The organism is Paenibacillus sp. FSL R5-0341 (assembly GCF_037975235.1).
In the GTDB taxonomy this organism is placed as follows: Bacteria; Bacillota; Bacilli; order Paenibacillales; family Paenibacillaceae; genus Paenibacillus; species Paenibacillus amylolyticus_A.
Window position 1 is genome coordinate 2025274 of sequence record NZ_CP150241.1, and the last position, 17708, is coordinate 2042981.

Annotated in this window: 14 protein-coding genes; 5 read left to right on the forward strand and 9 right to left on the reverse strand. The window is 50.1% G+C overall.

Features of this window, described 5'->3' with window-relative positions:
• Positions 1-113: 113 nt before the first annotated feature.
• Positions 114-1832: a methyl-accepting chemotaxis protein gene (locus MKX75_RS09250; protein WP_339169381.1), complete on the reverse strand. Its 1719-nt coding sequence runs from the start codon at positions 1830-1832 to the stop codon at positions 114-116.
• A 253-nt stretch (positions 1833-2085) separates the two neighbouring features.
• Between MKX75_RS09250 and MKX75_RS09255 the strand changes: the two genes are divergently transcribed.
• Positions 2086-2811, forward strand: coding sequence for an HAD hydrolase-like protein (locus tag MKX75_RS09255; protein WP_235599365.1), 726 nt, complete (start codon positions 2086-2088; stop codon positions 2809-2811).
• 97 nt (positions 2812-2908) lie between these two features.
• On the opposite strand, the gene MKX75_RS09260 is transcribed toward MKX75_RS09255, so the two are convergent.
• From MKX75_RS09260 to MKX75_RS09280, 5 genes are read right to left on the reverse strand one after another with little or no spacing between them, the layout of a single operon-like run.
• Positions 2909-4087 (reverse strand): YheC/YheD family protein, encoded by a 1179-nt coding sequence (locus MKX75_RS09260; protein WP_235599366.1) that lies wholly within the window; start codon positions 4085-4087, stop codon positions 2909-2911.
• A gap of 35 nt (positions 4088-4122) precedes the next feature.
• On the reverse strand, positions 4123-5229 hold the full coding sequence (locus MKX75_RS09265) for a YheC/YheD family protein (protein WP_062833539.1): 1107 nt from the start codon (positions 5227-5229) through the stop codon (positions 4123-4125).
• Positions 5229-6602 (reverse strand): YheC/YheD family protein, encoded by a 1374-nt coding sequence (locus MKX75_RS09270; protein WP_062833540.1) that lies wholly within the window; start codon positions 6600-6602, stop codon positions 5229-5231. The genes MKX75_RS09265 and MKX75_RS09270 overlap by 1 nt, the downstream gene beginning before the upstream one ends.
• A 60-nt stretch (positions 6603-6662) precedes the next feature.
• Complete coding sequence (locus MKX75_RS09275; RefSeq protein WP_339169383.1) at positions 6663-7853, reverse strand: YheC/YheD family protein; 1191 nt, start codon at positions 7851-7853, stop codon at positions 6663-6665.
• A 50-nt stretch (positions 7854-7903) separates the two neighbouring features.
• Positions 7904-9271, reverse strand: coding sequence for a YheC/YheD family protein (locus MKX75_RS09280; protein WP_339169384.1), 1368 nt, complete (start codon positions 9269-9271; stop codon positions 7904-7906).
• Positions 9272-9507: 236 nt separating this feature from the next.
• Here MKX75_RS09280 and MKX75_RS09285 point away from each other — a divergent pair, with 236 nt between their 5' ends.
• The 3 genes from MKX75_RS09285 (at position 9508) to MKX75_RS09295 (ending at position 11826) form a co-directional block, all read left to right on the forward strand.
• Complete coding sequence (locus MKX75_RS09285; RefSeq protein ID WP_036609862.1) at positions 9508-9855, forward strand: YlbF family regulator; 348 nt, start codon at positions 9508-9510, stop codon at positions 9853-9855.
• A gap of 99 nt (positions 9856-9954) precedes the next feature.
• Positions 9955-10239 (forward strand): hypothetical protein, encoded by a 285-nt coding sequence (locus MKX75_RS09290; protein WP_139331819.1) that lies wholly within the window; start codon positions 9955-9957, stop codon positions 10237-10239.
• A 252-nt stretch (positions 10240-10491) separates the two neighbouring features.
• Positions 10492-11826: a DRTGG domain-containing protein gene (locus MKX75_RS09295; RefSeq protein ID WP_062833543.1), complete on the forward strand. Its 1335-nt coding sequence runs from the start codon at positions 10492-10494 to the stop codon at positions 11824-11826.
• A gap of 146 nt (positions 11827-11972) precedes the next feature.
• Here the strand turns inward: MKX75_RS09295 and MKX75_RS09300 are convergent, their stop codons facing one another.
• The 3 genes from MKX75_RS09300 to MKX75_RS09310 form a co-directional block, all read right to left on the reverse strand.
• Positions 11973-12314: a YtpI family protein gene (locus tag MKX75_RS09300; RefSeq protein ID WP_083679409.1), complete on the reverse strand. Its 342-nt coding sequence runs from the start codon at positions 12312-12314 to the stop codon at positions 11973-11975.
• An 83-nt stretch (positions 12315-12397) separates the two neighbouring features.
• The gene (locus MKX75_RS09305; protein ID WP_017689500.1) at positions 12398-12886 is read right to left on the reverse strand and encodes a hypothetical protein; all 489 of its coding nucleotides are present in this window, start codon (positions 12884-12886) and stop codon (positions 12398-12400) included.
• A gap of 21 nt (positions 12887-12907) precedes the next feature.
• Positions 12908-13237 (reverse strand): YtrH family sporulation protein, encoded by a 330-nt coding sequence (locus MKX75_RS09310; protein WP_026081169.1) that lies wholly within the window; start codon positions 13235-13237, stop codon positions 12908-12910.
• A 265-nt stretch (positions 13238-13502) separates the two neighbouring features.
• Here MKX75_RS09310 and MKX75_RS09315 point away from each other — a divergent pair, with 265 nt between their 5' ends.
• The gene (locus tag MKX75_RS09315) at positions 13503-17585 is read left to right on the forward strand and encodes a DNA polymerase III subunit alpha (protein WP_339169385.1); all 4083 of its coding nucleotides are present in this window, start codon (positions 13503-13505) and stop codon (positions 17583-17585) included.
• The last annotated feature ends 123 nt before the right edge of the window (positions 17586-17708 follow it).

Here is a 17708-nt window from a genome sequence, read left to right on the forward strand (position 1 = left end):
AACACAAAGAAGCATCGCAGAGGCTCGTGTGAGTCTGTCTGCGATGCTTCTTTGCTTTGATATATGCAATATGATCCAGCTATATAGATACTCAATCAGTAGGTTGAGTCCGGTTACGCAAGCTTGAATCGTTTAACCAGTTGATCAAGCGCGTCGGACATTTCATTTAACTGTTTGGATGTATCCGACATTTCCTGGAGAGAAGCAAGTTGCTCCTCCGTCATCGCGGATACTTCTTCCGTGGCTGATGCCGTATCTTCCACTACAGCCGATACTTCGGTGATGGACTTCATTACAGCCTCACTTCCGGAAGTGAGTTCCTCGACAACAGCGGATACATCCAGCACCTCACCACTGAGATCATGAATATGCTGAGTAATGGTTGAAAAAGCATTACCTGCATCCTCGATAGTTTGCAATCCTTCATTCACATGAAGTGTGCTCGCATCAACCACCTGCACCGTACTTTGAACACCTGCTACTACGGTTTCCAATATACTTGTGATCTCTTTGGCTGAGGTTGCGCTTTGGTCAGCAAGATTACGGATTTCCGAGGCAACAACGGCGAATCCACGTCCATTTTCCCCGGCGCGAGCAGCTTCAATTCCGGCGTTAAGTGCAAGCAGATTGGTTTGTCTTGCAATACCTGACATGGAATCTGCAATGTTGATCACCTGATCAGACATCTTCGAAATGTCGTTAATGGCTTCCTGTACGGAGAGGAAGGATTGCTCAATGGAACTCATTTTGCCTACAGCATTATCAATACGCTGTTGCCCATCCACAGCAATGGATTCCGTACGTACGGCACGTTCAGCCACATCAGCTGCCGAGGAGGCGACCCGATTAAGCCCAGTGAGGGATTGCTGCATCGCAGCTACCATTGTTTGAGTTAGAGCAACCTGTTCGTCGGCGCCTTCAGCGACGCGTTCCATAGCCGTGGCAACTTCTTTTCCGGCGATATGGCTATCGGAGACCCCTTTATCCAATCGATCCGAAGCTGTGCTCAGAGTCATGGCATTGCTCTGCACGTCCAGCATCATTTGCTGCAAACCAGCGAGCATGATATTGGCTGACTCCGCAAGTTCACGAGTTTCGTCTCTCATTGGGGTAGCGATTCTCAGCGTCAGGTCACCATTGGAAGAACCGATGTCATTCAGGGCTTGCTTCACAGTACGGATGTTTCTGACAATGGCACGGGACAAAATTAACGCAGTGATGAAGGAAATAATGGCGACAACGAGAAGTGCCCCGTACAGTTCCAAGTTCAGTATTTTGTTTTTCTGCTTGAGTGCTTCTGTACGGGTGTCGGTCAACGTAAGCTCGTTGGTACGAAACGTATCAAGGGCGGAGCGTATTTGGTCCATGTCTCGTTTACCTGGATCATCGGCAAAGAAATCTAGAATGGCTGGGGTATTATTCGCTTGGCGAAGGGCGATTACAGGTTCACCAGCGATCTGAATCCAGTTCTCCATATTACTATGTATGTCTTCCAAGAGTGCGGTTTGGGCCGGGTTGTCCGAAATTAATAACGCAAGTTCATCTTTGAGCGTACCCAGCTCTTCTTTTCCTTTGGTGTAGGGATCGAGGTAATTGTCCTCACCAGTAATGACGTAACCGCGTTGCCCCGTTTCCATGTCTACCATGTTTCTTTCGAGCTCATACGTTAGAGCATGTACTCTCATATCGTGATCGACCAGAAAATCCAGTTCCTCTTGAAGCTTACTTGTACTGCTCTGAATCAGGAGAATGCAACCGGCAAGTACAGCCAGTACAAGCAAATAACCCAATCCGATCTTATAAAAAATTTTGAAAGTCCTGCGCTTATTCATGTTTGTTATTCCTCTCTATGGGGTATATGTAATTGTCGAAAAAACTGGAAATTTGATTTTTGTAGGCCTTTAGATCGGATGTCTAAAGCACTATTTTTTAGTATTATACGTAAAGAAAGTTTGTTTGTACATAGTTTGTTTAACTTTCATATAATGTTTGTTGTTTTTGTATAAGGTTAGGGTTGCTGAGGTTTTACAATCGTTGGTTTACACGTTCAGATGTTATGTTTATCATGGAAAGGGAACAATTCAGATGACATATACATATCCCAATCCGAAAGGAACATTGGACATGACCAAAGAGACGGTATTACGCAAACCGGAAGCGATGATTTTTGACATGGATGGTACGCTGTTCCAGACAGAGACCCTGTTGTTGCCAGCGTACCAGCAGTTATTTGATACATTACGTGCTGAAGGACATTTTGAAGGTGAAACCCCACCAGAGGAACGGATGCTGGGAAGTTTGGGCATGTTGCTCGAAGATATATGGAAAGTCGTTATGCCTGAGGCGTCTGAAGCGGCACATCGTCGTGCAGACGAACTACTGCTTCAACTGGAGATTGAGGGGCTCGATGAAGGTAGCTCCCAATTGTATCCTGGAGTGAAAGAAACGCTACAAGCATTGAAAGACCAAGGAATACGGCTGTTTGTTGCCAGTAATGGGCTGGAGGATTATGTGAAGGGGGTAGCGTTCGCACACGAGATTATGCCTTTCTTTGAAGGGGTATACAGTGCAGGCCAGTACAAGACGCCCTCCAAAATCAATTTAGTACAGATTCTGCTGGAGAAACATCGGATTCAGGACGCCTGGATGGTCGGGGATCGCTCCTCCGATGTGGAAGCGGGTAAAATGAACCATCAGACGGTCATCGGCTGTGCCTATGCCGGATTCGGTCGTGATGAGGAGCTAGCAGGCTCGGATGCGCTGATCTCTGATTTTAAGGAACTACTGCGTCTGTATGATGAAGCGGAATAAGCGAATCAACGGATAAGAATGTCGATAATCATACGAGAGCGCCCAGGCCCGATATGTATCAGCGGGTTGGGCGCTCTTTTATTCGTGATCAACAAGATCATCTCTTTTTGCGTGCTTTCTTCAATGCAGATGTTCTGTTGCTTGCAAGCCGGGTTGTTCTGATTTGTTTGACTGGGCGACTTGCCCGGTTACGGTATACCCATAATGCATATTCAAGCGGCTGAGTGATGGCCTTATAATACATATCTCGCTCACCGATGCGGGCGAATACTTCACGTGCAGGCTTGGGGTTAACTTCGAGCAGGTAGATACGACCGCTCTTGTCAATCGCCAAATCCAGTGCCAGCTCGCATAAGTCCCCATAGGTATCTTCCAGAAACGAAGCGACATCAATACCGAATTTCTCGGCCGTCGTGTTAATTTCTGCTCGAAGTTCTTCGTCAGGGATCCATTGCTTCATGAGTCGATTCATCGCTACAGCCTGACCGCCGCCATGCAGATTGGAGGTTACACTTTTCTCTGCACCCATGCGTCCTGCGCATCCGGTAAGTTCCCAATGTCCCTCGCCGTTCTTCTGAACCAGCATGCGGTAATCATGCACCCGTCCATTGGGAAGCTGAAGTTGAATGCCCTTCTGTACAAGATATTTGTCTTTCATATTCCAGTGTTGGAGCAACGCACCTAGGCGTGATAGATGGACTTTGCGTGGCGTGATAATACGACGTTTCTGATCCCGTCCCTGAACAAGGACGGTATTCGCCTCGCTACTGCTGCGTTCAACGCGCAGAATACCACGTCCGCCGGTTCCGTTAATGGGTTTCAGGTAGACCAGAGAAGACGCTTTGAGCATCCGGTTTACATCGGACATATCCTGAAATAACACCGTTTCCGGCAGGTGTTCACGAAAGTTAGCTTTTTCCGAAAGGGTCTGATGGATGGTCCATTTATTACGCAGTGGTCTGTTCAGAAAGAGCAGATGTCCATATTTCTCCCGAAAAGCAAGCAGTTGCTGGAATCTGCGGTTACGCTGAATCCGGCAGCGATCAAAGATCAGATCCGGGAATGATCGCCATTCCCGAGACCAGCCTTTTTCCTCATGAAAAACCATCGCCTCAATCTGTTTGCCTCCTGGGTGTACGTCGGCAGGTGTGAATACATAGATATCGAGTCCCCGCTTGCGCCCCTCAAGAATCATTCTGCGATAGATGCTTCGTTCTTCAAGAGCGCGATGTTCATTTAAGTACAACGTCATAATGCCCAGAACAGGTGAGGACACAAACAATCACCTTCTTTTTGCAGTATTCCTGTCTATCATCGTTTGGACTGACGGGCAAGATAAGCGCTGTAGTGAAATATACGTTCCAGTGACCGCCGCCTGATCTGTGGTTCATCGAACTTCATGGGCTTCGCATTGGCTTCGAAGAACCAGATTTCCCCCAGATCATCAATGCCCAGGTCCATGGACATCTCTCCGAGCGTGTAACCTGACCCTCGTTCTACCTGTCTTGCGATCATCAATGAAGTGGATTTCACACGTTTCATCAGGGTAGTTGTCATTTCTTCGCCGAAAAGTTCGGTCAACAGCTTCTCGGGATCCTCCACACTTCCTCCGCGCGGCACATGAGTGGTAATGCTGCGGGAGCCAGCAAGTCTCGCACCTACACCGGTTACGCTCCATTGACCCTTGCTGTTCTTTTGTACAAGAACACGCAAATCGAAGGGACGTTTACGAGAGGAAGCCAGTTCAATGCCTTGTTGCATGATGTAGGGCGTAAGCCCGGTTTCTTTGCGAATTCGTGCCCATAACTTGGCGAGTGTAGCCGTCTTATAGGTCGTGCTTTTCCGTGTGGTCTGTATTTTAAGCCGATAGGGAAGGCGCTCTTTTTCCTGGAATTTCAGCATCATGATTCCTTTGCCAGCTTTGCCACTCTCGGGCTTGAGGTACAGATAGGGATGTGTCCGCAGAACGGCACCGAGAGAAGAAGCGCTGCGCATCCGCCGAGTATGGGGAATCAGTTGCTGAGTCGATTTGGATTTCTTGAGCCATTCGAACAGGTTCCATTTATTGAAGAAGAATGGGTTATACAGTTCGATTCCCGATTGCATGCATTCGTCAATTTTGCGCTGAACGGAAGGTTTTCCTTCATCTTCCCGGTTGGGAATACGATTGTACAGCACATGGGGAAGGGGGAAAGGCTGTGAAACCCACTTTCCACTCCCCTTGTTGTACGTATATCCTTTCACGGTGGGACCACTCACGTTCAGATCCCGCACAGTCACAATGTACACCACATATCCCATGCTCTCGCCTGTCTGCAGAATATCCTGAAAATTTTGATGATTCCCCCTGAACATCCGCTGATTATCATGCATGGTCAAAACAGCAATGACAGGTTTGAAATCATCATGAAGGCTCATCAAATGCCTTCCTTCTTCCGGAACTTGCTCAAATACAGGCAGTGTTCCAAAATGTGCTCCACCGACGATTTTCCCTCCACCCGGAGTGAAGGGTGACGGAAAATGGAGCGCCCGGGTTTGGCGTTCGCTTCGAACATCCATACATGTTCCTCCTGATCAATGCCCAGATCAAAGCCAATCTCACCAATCAGATGCTGGTGCTGGGTTTCAATCGCCTGGGCCAGTGTAATAGCGACGGATTTGGCCTGCTGAAGAACTTCTCCCGAACGGTCGCCGAAGTTGCGACTGAGAGCTTGCTCAGGGGTCATTAGGGAGCCACCATTTTTGATGTGTGTTGTGACGCTGCCACGTCCTGCCTTTTTGGCGCCAATTCCGACAACAACCCATTGATTGTTACCATTTTTGTGCATGTGAAAACGAAAATCAATCGGACATTCATCAATCTCAATCAGTCGTATTCCCTGTTGAACGACATATCCGCGAAGTTGTTTGCCGTGTCTTCCCTGAAGCATGCGCATCAGACTGTTGAAGGACCCGAAGCGCAGGAGAGCATTACCACCTTTTTTGCGATAACGCGCGAAATATCCACGTTTTGGCGAGTAGGTCAGGCGATAGATCCCATTCCCCAGACTTCCGGCAGTAGGCTTATAGTAGACAAACTGATGGCGTTCCAGCATTTCTTTCATCTGTTCCACAGACGGATTGGTAATCGATTCAGGGATATACCGTCCTGCTGTCGGTTCATTTTCCAGCAATGTATAGATATCCGATTTGTTGAAGAAGCTCCAGTTGAAGAATGGAATTTTCCGGCGAATAAATCGCTCCCGCAGTTGGTTAATCGCTGGTGAGAAGTCTGAACGGCGGCTCGGCAACCGGTTGTAAACGACATCGGGCAGGGGTACCGTTCTGCGGGTGAAGCTTCCGTTATCATTCAGAAAAAAACCGGATACCGTCTCGTTCTGCCAATTGATATCCCGGGGAGTAAAGGCATAAATATAGGATTTCCGGCTGCCTTCCCGGAGTAACTGTTTGATGAACCCTGTACGGGAACCGAATGGATTCGTGCTTGTCGAAGGCCCATCGGAGAGTACGCCGATCAGTGGACCTAACTGGACTTCATCATTTTGCAAGTTCCGGAGATAAATACTGCCCCGTTTGGGAACGTTCATCAGATTACGGATGCCTGAGGCGAGATAGAGATGTTTACCTGCTTTTTTGATTGGTTTGATCGTCGCAGGTACCCGGTCACGCCCGAAGCGAAGGTTCACCGTTTTTTTGCCGGACAGGTTGAGGCTCTTCATTAAAGCGTTGGATACATAAACCACTTTATCCGGTTGCTTGGTGAAATGCAGATTGCAAAAGGTCAAACTCATGATTTATCCTCCTATCCTGAAAAGATCCTTGTGCTCCATGGCAAGCGGGCGCTGCGGGCCTCAGCCGCCGTGAATCGGGATGGGTTTCAGGCCAGCTTTGCTGGATGTATTCGGCATTTTCATTGGACGAATGATGTCCGTGAGAACATGTTGTTGCAACAGATAACGGGCATAGGCAAGCGGCCGGGTATAAGTCAGGGCATGCATGCGTCGGTCGCCCGCTTCTGCGAATGAGGTGCGGCCTGGTTTGGAATTGACTTCAATTAGCCAGAGTTGACCATCGGCATCTGCTCCAAAATCAAGCCCCAATTCGGCTAGCCTGCCGAAACGACTCTCCAGCAGGGTGGGGATAAGAGCGGCAGTCTGCCGGATGCTCTTCAGCAGAGCTTCCGTGCGGACCGTTCCATATCGCTGGAGCAGATATGCATGGGCGGGATATGCTCTACCGCCTCCGTGAAGATTCGACGTGAGCGAGCCCACGGGTCCTTCTCGCACCATGCATCCTGTCAGCGTCCAGCGACCTTGCCCGTTCTTTTGCATTAGAGCCCGTATGTCGAACGCTCTTCCTTGATAGCTGAGCTCCAGATAGGGCTGCACGATCATCTTGCGCTCAGCCTGAAGTGTTGCCAGCCAGGAAGATACGGCCTGAGTGTGATCGAAGGTGATACAAAATTTTTCATTATCCGCGTTACGACCCTCCACGATCCATGTGGCTGGAGTCGCTCCCCGAGACAGGCGAAAGGTATTCTTGCCATGGGTACCTGATACCGGTTTGAAGAACAGTCCCATGGGCCAACGTTCCAGCCATGTTTCCCAGGGGATATGCAACCCGATCCGAGTTGTCGGTGCAAGTTTTGCCCGCAATTCAGGATTTCGGGACAGCACACGGTGCACTTCCCATTTTCCTGGTAGGGAAGCAGACCAATAACGGTGCTGATCTGTGCCATTGGTGGATATCCGTTCCTTGAGCTGCTGTCTAACGTTTCTGGGTAGGGGCCGAAGACAACGGTCCATAATGAGGTCGACTGTAGGAATAAGGATCTTCTCCCACGTCCCTTGATGATAGGCATATCCCCATTGAAGAGGGGAATGGGCTGCATCAACCGATATTGGGATCACAATAACCTGAAGGGCATATCGCACACTCCCCAGACTGAGACGACGGCAGAAAAGTTCATCCGTGAAGGGAGGTGAGCCTTCGGTCGCACGTACCAGAATGGCCAGTGTTTTTGTCTGAGCTGATGGAAACATTACGCTGCACCTCTCCTCTATCAGATTTGTGTCCAATAGGGAATCACTTTTCAAAACCCGGCCAGGTACGTGGAGTATTCCAGCATGGCTTTGACCGAAGGACGGATCTTGCTCTCACTCAGTGGTGTATTGTCGTTCTTGGATGGTTTCGAGTTGACTTCGAGCAGCCATACACGTCCAGTGGAGTCTAGGGCCAGATCAATACCAAGTTCGCCAAAGTGAGCAGGGATGGCACTCTCGATCCCTTTGGCGATATCCAGTGCTGCCGTGTGCAATCCTGCATATGCGGAAGCTTTGGCTGATCCGGACAATTGTGTTTTGGCAACGGCTTCCTTCACGGTGCTGAGACTTCCACCCCGTGCCAGATTCGATACGTAGTGACTTCCGCCGGCAATCCGGGCTACGATGGAGGTTACGCTCCATTTTCCGGTACGATTTTTTTGCACGAGCGCACGGAAATCCACGGGTCTGCCACTGTGATCAATGAGAGTCAGCCCTTGTTGGATCTGGTAACGCGTTGTTTTCATTTTCCCAGACATACTGGCATACAGTTTATCCAGAGAAGCATACGTTTGTTTCCGGGTACCCCCGACACCAGTCGCCAAAGTCAGGAAACTTCCGTCCGTCTGACGTGAGACCCGGATGATGCCTTTGCCTAATGAACCGCGAACTGGCTTCAAAAATACAACCGGATGTCGGTTACACATTGTCTTGAGCATGGAGGAAGTCTTGAGCAAATAGGACTCGGGAAGAACTCGTTTAAGCGTTGAAATGGACTTGAGTGCGTCAAATACTTCGTTTTTGTCCAGAAACTTTTCATTGAAGGTTTGCGTGCCGTAGAGCGATTTTACTTCTTTCATAAAATGCTGTACGCTAGGTTTGTTCTCAAGCTTGCGGGACGTTAGCCGGTTATTGACGACGTCTGCTACAGGCAGAACAGTCTTTTTCCAGCCGTCATCATACACCCAGCCTTTCATATAACCCGTTACCGCTCCAATATCCTCCGGTGTGAAAAAGGATACATAGGCGCCCTGCTTACGGCAGGCGTTCACCAGTTCTTGACAGAACATCGTGATGGAGCCAAAGGGCCGATCGGGCTGATCGGGATAATCTTGGCTAACCAGTACACTGATGTAGGGTCCAAGGCGAAGCGTACGGCTGGCTGAACGATAGGATACCCTCAGGACCGAACGCGGAACAAGACCGGTCTTGCTGGCAACCGTCTGATTGATGCGCAGTCCGTCATACCTTGGTACCGGAATGACAGTGACTTCTCGGCGGAAAGAGCCAAATTGCAGCTGAAGCGGCCTTCCTGAAGGGATTTTAAGTGCCTTGAGCACCCCTTCGCCCAGCATGATGACGTCGTCCTGCAGGATGCCCGAGCCGGTAACCTGAATCGTTACTTTTTTAGTGGACATCACGGATCTCCTTCCGGGCGGCAACTTGATGTCTGATCTCGAAGTTGAACGGCATCTGAACATGGCATGTGCTTCATCATATGAGGACATATAACCCTTGGTGATTGACCCATATGGATTAAATGCATTTCATTAGGGGTACGTTATCGAAGGCTTGTTTCAGATCGCCCTTGTTTGACAGGAGAGAAAAGCGTGTATTAACACGGATGAACAAACCAATCTGAGGAGGAATAATAGTGAACATTTATGACAAAGCCAATGATTTGGCCAAAGCACTGAGAGAAAGCAGCGAGGTGGAAGAGATTACTTCCGCGATGAAGCTGATTGAAGCTGATCCGGATGCAAAAGCAATGCTGGATAACTTCCGTGATCAACAAATGGAATTGCAACAACGCATGATGAGCGGGGATATGCCAGCTCCGGATGAGATGGAGAAAATGGAGAAATTGTTTGAAGTACTGAGCTTGAACCTGAACATCCGTCGTTTGTTTGATGCGGAGCGTCGCCTCAGTGTCATCATTGAAGACGTGAACAAAATTATTGCAGACAGCCTGGGTCATCTGTACGGTGGCGCTGAAGCGTAAATGCTTGTCTTGTTTTTTTACCTAAACCTTTCATATTAGCTCCTTATCGTTCATAGACTAGACATATAGAGTCGATCAAGAACGAAGGAGCTGTGAAGGGTGAAGAGGTTGAAAAAAGCAAAACATGTGATCTATCTGCTTATCGCGTTGTCGATGCTGGTCATTGCACTGCCGCGGATTTCCTTTGCTGGAGGAATGGACTGGGTTAATATTTTTGGCATCGTATGGGTGCTGTTCTCTTTATTAATCGTTGGTGCACATCTGCATTTTATTCTCGGTGTGGATGAAGAGAAGAAACGTGCACTGGAAGCCGTTCGCCGGGCGAAGCTGCGGCAGTGGGAGATGAAACTGCTGGACAAGCAAGAGCGGAGCAAGTCTGTATAAGGAATAGCATTACATTCAGTATGCCAGGGCAGGGCCGACAGATTCGGTTCTGTCTCTGGAAAAAAGACCGGATTCCCCTTCATATCAGGGGGTCCGGTCTTTTGTGTACATATAAGATTAGAGATCAATCGGATGATTGAATTCAAGCGGTGGATTTCCCTATGAGAATGGGGCAGGAGATGGGGTTATTTTCCTAAGGGCGTGTTATAATAGATACAGTATAGTACAGATGCATCTTCGGGGGTGGTACAGATGGACGGACAAGAAGAGAACGTAACGAAGCATGAACAGTTACTTCAACATATTGAACAACTGAAGGTTGGCAGTAAAATATCGGTACGTGGACTTGCGCGGGAGCTGGGCGTAAGTGAAGGGACAGCTTATCGTGCGGTGAAAGAGGCCGAGAACTTCGGGCTGGTCGTGACCAAGGAACGAATTGGGACCGTGCGGATTGAGAAGAGACCTCGGGGCATGTCGGAGCAGTTGACCTTTGCGGATGTTGTGACCATTGTGGAGGGCCATGTGTTGGGCGGAAACGAGGGCCTCGCCAAACCGCTGCACAAGTATGTGATCGGTGCGATGAAAGAACAGGCGATGGCCCGTTATATTGACGCTGGGAGTTTGCTGATTGTAGGTAACCGGGAGGATGCTCATTCTCTTGCCCTCGAACAGGGAGCGGGCGTGTTGATTACAGGTGGTTTCGGGACAAGCCGTGAAGTAAGAATTATGGCTGACGAGCTTGGGCTACCGATTATTTCATCCAGACATGATACATTCACGGTGGCTTCAATGATTAACCGTGCGATCTTCGACCGGCTGATTAAGAAAAAAATTATGCTTGTTGAGGATATCATCGGTCAGAAACCTCGCTTGCAGGTGCTGAAGGTGACCAGTTCAGCCGCAGATTTTCATATGCTGGTTTCGGAAACGGGAGAACACCGCTTCCCGGTGGTGGATGAATGGAACCGGGTCATCGGCATTGTGAGTCTGAAGGATGTCAGTGAGCTTACGGCAGATCAGAGTATTGAGAAATGCGTGATACGCCGCCCGATTACGGCCTCACTGCAGACTTCTCTCGCTTCAGCTGCCCAGATCATGACCTGGGAAGGCATCGACTTTCTGCCGATCGTGGATCGGAACCGCAAACTGATTGCGTCCGTCACACGCAAGGAAGTGCTTCAGGCCATGCGGGATGCCCAGAAGCAGCCCCAACTGGGAGAGACGTTTGATCATCTGATCTGGAATGGGTTTGCCGAGGAGCGCGGAGAACAGAATGAACTGTTATTTCACGGATTCATCATTCCCCAGATGGCAACCGACCTGGGGACGATCTCGGAAGGTGTTCTGTTGAATGTGATGACTCAGGCCGGCAGGCGGGCAGCTTGGGATGTAACAGGGAACGACCATGTGGTGGATAATGTGACGACTTATTTTGTAAGGCCCGTACAGATTGAAGATCAGATTCTGGTTCGACCGGTTATTCTGGAAACGAGCCGTCGTACATGCAAGATGGACATTGTAGTTACTCGTGAAGGCAGTGTGGTATGTAAAGCGGTGATGACATTACAATCCATTGATCATGCCTAATTGGGCGAATGATTCCAGGCATAGACAAAGAGAGTACTCCCTGATCGAGAAGCAATGCTGAGTTCCGTTGAAATCGCGGTTCAGGCAACGCTCGATGTAGGGCAGTACTCTCTTTTTTGCAGACCAAACGATAACACTTCAAGATATCATGCAGATTGTCCAGAGGTTTTACCTGATCCATTACTGGACCGTTGTTGAAGCCTGGCATAGTAACTGCGGTTACGTATTCCGGCGAATACATTGTATGCACCCATAATCAGAAATAGCGCTTCCACAACCACAGATAAGGTGGAACCCGTGAAGACAAACATGAGGATTAGCGCAAGCACGATGAGCATGCTACCCATCCAGATATTCGTCCAAGAGCGGTAAAGACCAGCGCTGGCAGCATCCGAGGTTCTGCGTGAACGAATGCTGTTCAGAGCTGCAAAGACCATGACAACGGCAAAGATAGCGATCAGAGCATATTTGAGTACATCGATGAACACAAAGACGCAGCTCCTTTTCTGGAAAGCATTTACTGCCCTTATTGTACCATGCAGAGATGAAGACAAGGGCAGTTTTTTTGCTATTACGCAGGAACATGCATGCGAATCTGTACCCAAACTTGCAGTACGCCTTCCATAACCAGCATGGTCTTGACCTGAACGGTGTACTCCTTCTCCCTGACAGAATACACTTTCTGATTCAGCATAATTCGCGTCATTTTACTGTACTCGTCGATGTTAAATACATCTCTGCCCCGCAGCACCTCAAGTTCGTCCCCGAGCTTCTGTAACATTACTTTCAGAGAAGCTTCGTCCGGACCTTTATCAGATTCTTCTGCGCGCACCTTGATTTCCTTGATAACGGTTTGGCGTTTACTGTATTTTTTCAGCGTTTTGATATCCTCCTCATTCTGATGCAGCTGAAGCTGCAGCTCCTGATTGTTCAGCCACAACGCATTGTAACTCAGGTGAAATACACCATTGTAGACGACACATCCAGCGATCATTCCAAGAACAAATACAGCGGTCATTCGCATCAGCGGGCGGTAACGGGAGAATGGCGGAATCCTCATGAACGCTGTTCCTGTCTCATATTAGCTCCGGCCTCCGCCGCACACCCATTTCACGAGTTCCGTTCCCATATGCGCGCCCATAAAAGCAGAGATCAGATACAGGATTTGTTTGACCGCCGGAGACAGGTTGCCATCCAGGAAATTGCTCTCGATGACACGCATGGGATCGATGGTTCCACCGACAGCAGCTGCGAGTGCCCATATCTTTATTTTTCCGGAAATATCGAGCATCGTCTGTGTCGGAGGCTGAAGCGAGATCACCGCTCCAATACCTCCGATCATCGCGCCGCCCAGCACGATCCCAAACGCAATAAAGAAATCAAGAATGGCTTTGGACAAAAATGTGCTCATTGGCAACACCCCTTTCAGACCCAGCAGCACACCTCCTGTCTTTGGTCTGTCACAGGGGGAGCGGCTTGTACTTCTATTGTATGGGCGTGCCCCCGAACGTTATGATAAAATAGAATAATAAAGTCTCCTTTTAAGAGGTTGTCACGAATTTTAATAGGTGATTCCATTTTTTTATTTATTTAATTCATATATATGAGAAAGATAGGGCAGCAGATGGATCAGAAGATCGATGCTGTGACTATCTGCGGCGAAAGGAAGAAAAAACATGAGTTCTTTTGTGCATTTGCACGTTCACAGCGAATACAGTTTGCTGGACGGCGCTGCGCGTATTCCGGATCTCGTGGGCAAGGCTGCAGATCTCGGAATGACGACACTTGCGCTGACCGACCATGGCGTGATGTATGGTGCAATTCCTTTTTATAAAGCATGTATGGAGCGAGGCATCAAACCTATTATTGGTTGCGAGGCATACATGACAGCAGGGTCCCGCAAAGAGCGGGGAAGCCGCAAGGATCAACCGATTCATCATTTGATTTTGCTGGCCAAAAACATGACGGGTTACCGTAATCTGATGAAATTGTGCTCCATTGGACATCTCGAAGGTTTTCATTACAAACCACGTGTAGATATGGAAAGTCTCGCTGCCCATCACGAGGGGATTATCTGCCTCAGTGCGTGCCTCGGTGGGGAAGTACCACAGCATCTGCTGCATGGACGAGAAGAAGAGGCAAGACGTGCGGCGTTACGCTACAAAAATATCTTTGGTGCAGACTTCTATCTGGAACTTCAGGATCATGGGCTTTCCGAGCAAAAAAGGGTAAATCCGCAGTTGATCAAACTGGCTGCTGAACTTGAGATTCCACTTGTAGCGACCAATGATGCACATTACCTGTCAGAAGAGGATGCTGAGCTTCAGGATGTGCTGATTTGTATCGGAACGGGCAAGACCGTGGACGATGAGAGTCGGCTTCGGATCGGAACCAATCAGCTCTATCTGAAAAGTGAAGAAGAGATGGCTCGCTTGTTTCCTCATGTACCGGAAGCTTTGGCGAACACCGTCCGCATTGCGGAGTCCTGTGAATTGGAGCTGGAATTCGGCAAATCGATTTTGCCGGAGTACAGACCGCTTCCTGATGGGCTCAGCCCTTCGGCGTATCTGCGTCAGCTGTGCGAAGAAGGAATGAAGGAGCGTTACGCGCAGTCCACACGCTGGACAGACGCGGAGCTTCGATCCGAACTTGAACAACGACTGGCGTATGAACTGGGTGTAATCGACAGCATGGGGTTCTCGGATTATTTCCTGATTGTCTGGGATTTTATCGCCTATGCGCATAAACAAGGGATTGTTACTGGACCAGGCCGGGGCTCCTCGGCAGGTAGTCTGGTAGCTTACACTTTGCACATTACCGATGTTGATCCGATGAAATACAACCTGCTCTTCGAACGGTTCTTGAATCCCGAGCGGATCTCGATGCCGGATATTGATATTGACTTCAGCGATGAGCGGCGGGATGAGGTCATTGATTATGTGGCGCATAAATATGGCAAAGCCCATGTCGCCCAGATTATTACGTTTGGAACGATGGCTGCCCGAGCGGCTGTACGTGATGTCGGGCGGGCACTGAATGTGCCTTATGGCGAAGTGGACAAGGCTGCGAAGCTGATTCCAGCGCAGCTCGGCATTAACATCGAGCGGGCCATGGAAGCTACACCTGAACTGAAGGCGCTGTATGAGACCAAACCGAAAACGCGTGAACTGCTGGATATGGCCATGAAGGTCGAGGGCATGCCGCGTCATGCTTCGACGCATGCTGCGGGAGTGGTCATCTCCCGTGATCCGCTGACCGATGCGGTGCCGCTTCAAGAAGGCAGTGAAGGGACCGCTTTAACCCAGTATTCGATGGAAAACCTGGAGTCGATTGGGTTGCTCAAGATGGACTTTTTGGGTTTGCGTACCCTCTCAATCATTGAGCGTTGTGTACGCTGGATTGGGGAACATGGAGAAATTCCGGATTTCCGCCTTATCCCCGATGATGATCCGTTAACGTACGAGATGCTTGGGCGAGGGGACACGATGGGCATATTCCAACTGGAATCTGCCGGGGTACGCCGTGTGCTGAAAGAGATGAAGCCAAGTGTATTTGAGGATGTAATCTCTGTACTTGCCTTGTACCGTCCGGGCCCAATGGAGTTCATATCCAAGTATATTCAGGGCAAGCATGGACAGATCGAAGTGGATTACCCTCATGTGGATCTGGAGCCTATCCTGAAAGATACGTACGGGATCATCGTGTATCAGGAACAGATCATGCAGATTGCCTCCCGGATGGCGGGTTTCTCGCTGGGTGAAGCAGATTTGCTTCGCAGAGCGGTCTCCAAGAAGAAACGGGAAGTGCTGGATCTGGAGCGTGGACACTTTGTACAGGGCAGTCTGAAACAAGGGTATAGCGAAGAAGAGGCAGACCTGGTCTATGATATGATCGTCAAGTTTGCCAATTATGGCTTCCCGCGTGCTCATGCCGCGGCATATGGTGTGCTCGCGTTCCAGACGGCTTATCTGAAGGCACATTATCCGGTTCATTTTATGGCGTCCATGCTGACAGCTGTGATGGGCAGCCATCGGAAAGTGGCAGAGTACGTGGTGGAATGTCGGCGTATGGATATGGAGGTGCTTCCGCCGGATGTGAATGAGAGCGGTATTCTGTTTACGCCTGTATTTGTGCCGTCCGGCAGTGCAGGAACCGGGGATCAGAGCAATGTATCGAAGCAGACTGCGGGAGTAAATGCAGAGAGTGATACAGGCACATTTACCGAAGAACATGCCGGGAACAGTAACGGAAGTTCCTTCGACGAACATCCCGTTCATGAGCATGATGGGTATTCCGGACAAGCCGAATATGGTGAAGCACCTCTGCCGGATGATCCCGGTCCTGGGCCGGAAGAGGACAGTGGTGGATATGAATGGCAAGCAGCGACATCCATGCCTGAGGCACCGGACAACCGGAAGGAACCGGGATTGGTGACGGCTGCTTCAACGGAAAATGGTAATGACCAGGGGCAAGAAGCGTCTTCTTCGCACGCGGATGATGAAAAATTAACGGGTGCAATACGGTTCGGTCTGGCCGCTGTGAAAAATGTCGGTACCCAAGCGATGGAGAGCATCAGGATCGTAAGACAGGAGAGACCGTTCGACAGTTTGCTCGATTTTTGTCGTCGTGTGGATCTACGTGTATGCAACAAACGTGTAATTGAATCGCTGATTCAGGCAGGCGCTTTTGACACCTTGCCTGGGCACCGGGCCCAATTGCTCGCGATGCTGGATGAGACGGTAGAGGCGGCGCTGAAATGGCGCAAGGAACGCGAGGATCTGCAGATTCAATTGTTCGACTTCGTGGAGACGCCGAACTGGGAGATTGAATATCCGGAAATCCCCCCTTATTCTTCAGGGCAGCAACTGGAGCTGGAGCGTGAGTTGTTAGGTTTGTATCTTTCCGGGCATCCGCTGGATGACTATGAAGATATACTGGAATCGAGTGGGGCTGACCGGATCATGGAGCTGACGGAGGCGGCTGACGATACGATGACCGTCGCCGCGGGAATGGTCGTGTCCGTGAAGTCGATTACGACGAAACAGGGCAAGGCTATGGCGTTCATGGAGCTGGAAGACCAGATTGAACGCTGCGAAGTGGTTCTCTTTCCCGAGGTATGGCGGCGTAGCCAGCAGCATGTCGGGAAAGGTGAACTGCTCGTCGTGCGTGCCAAAGTGCAGCAGCAAGACGAAGGGTTTAAGCTGCTGGCTGAGGAAGTGGCGCCGCTATCACCGGCGGCACTGGAACAGCAGCTGCGCAGCCGTGACCGGCGCGGCAAGCCCGGTAGCGGTAGCTCTTCGCGCCCGGCGCAGGCGGCTTCGCCGCGGCGGCCAGCGGGCGCAGGAGCCGAAGCGCAGCGCAGCAGCGCAGGCGGGGAGGCTTCCGCTGTGCGTAGCAGCGGAAGCCAAGGCTCGGCAGCGACGCGCAGCGATGCGGCGAGCTCGGGCGCAGCCACGGCGGCGGCTTCCCGGGCCGGCGGTGCCGCAGAGGCGGCTGGCAGCCCGGAGCAGAGCCGCGGACCGCGGGCGGTCGAGCAGCGGGTGTTCGTGAAGATCGCCCCGCATGCGGAGAAACCTGAGCTTCTGGCACGTCTGAAGCAGCTGCTTCAGGAGCATCCCGGACCTGTAGCGACGGTGCTCTTCTATGAGCAGCAACAGAAGCTGCTTGCGCTGAGTGATGCCTATCGGATCAAGCCATCACCAGCCCTGTTCTCCGAGATGGAGAAGATGCTGGGTGAAGGCACGGTCAAAATTAAATAAGAGGCTATCCCGCAAGTGATAGCTCTTATTCCTATAATATGAAACCTGTTCGGCTAAATGCTGAACAGGTTTTTTCAATGATTATTTTTAGCGCTATTTATTGACCACAGGGTTTAAATAAAC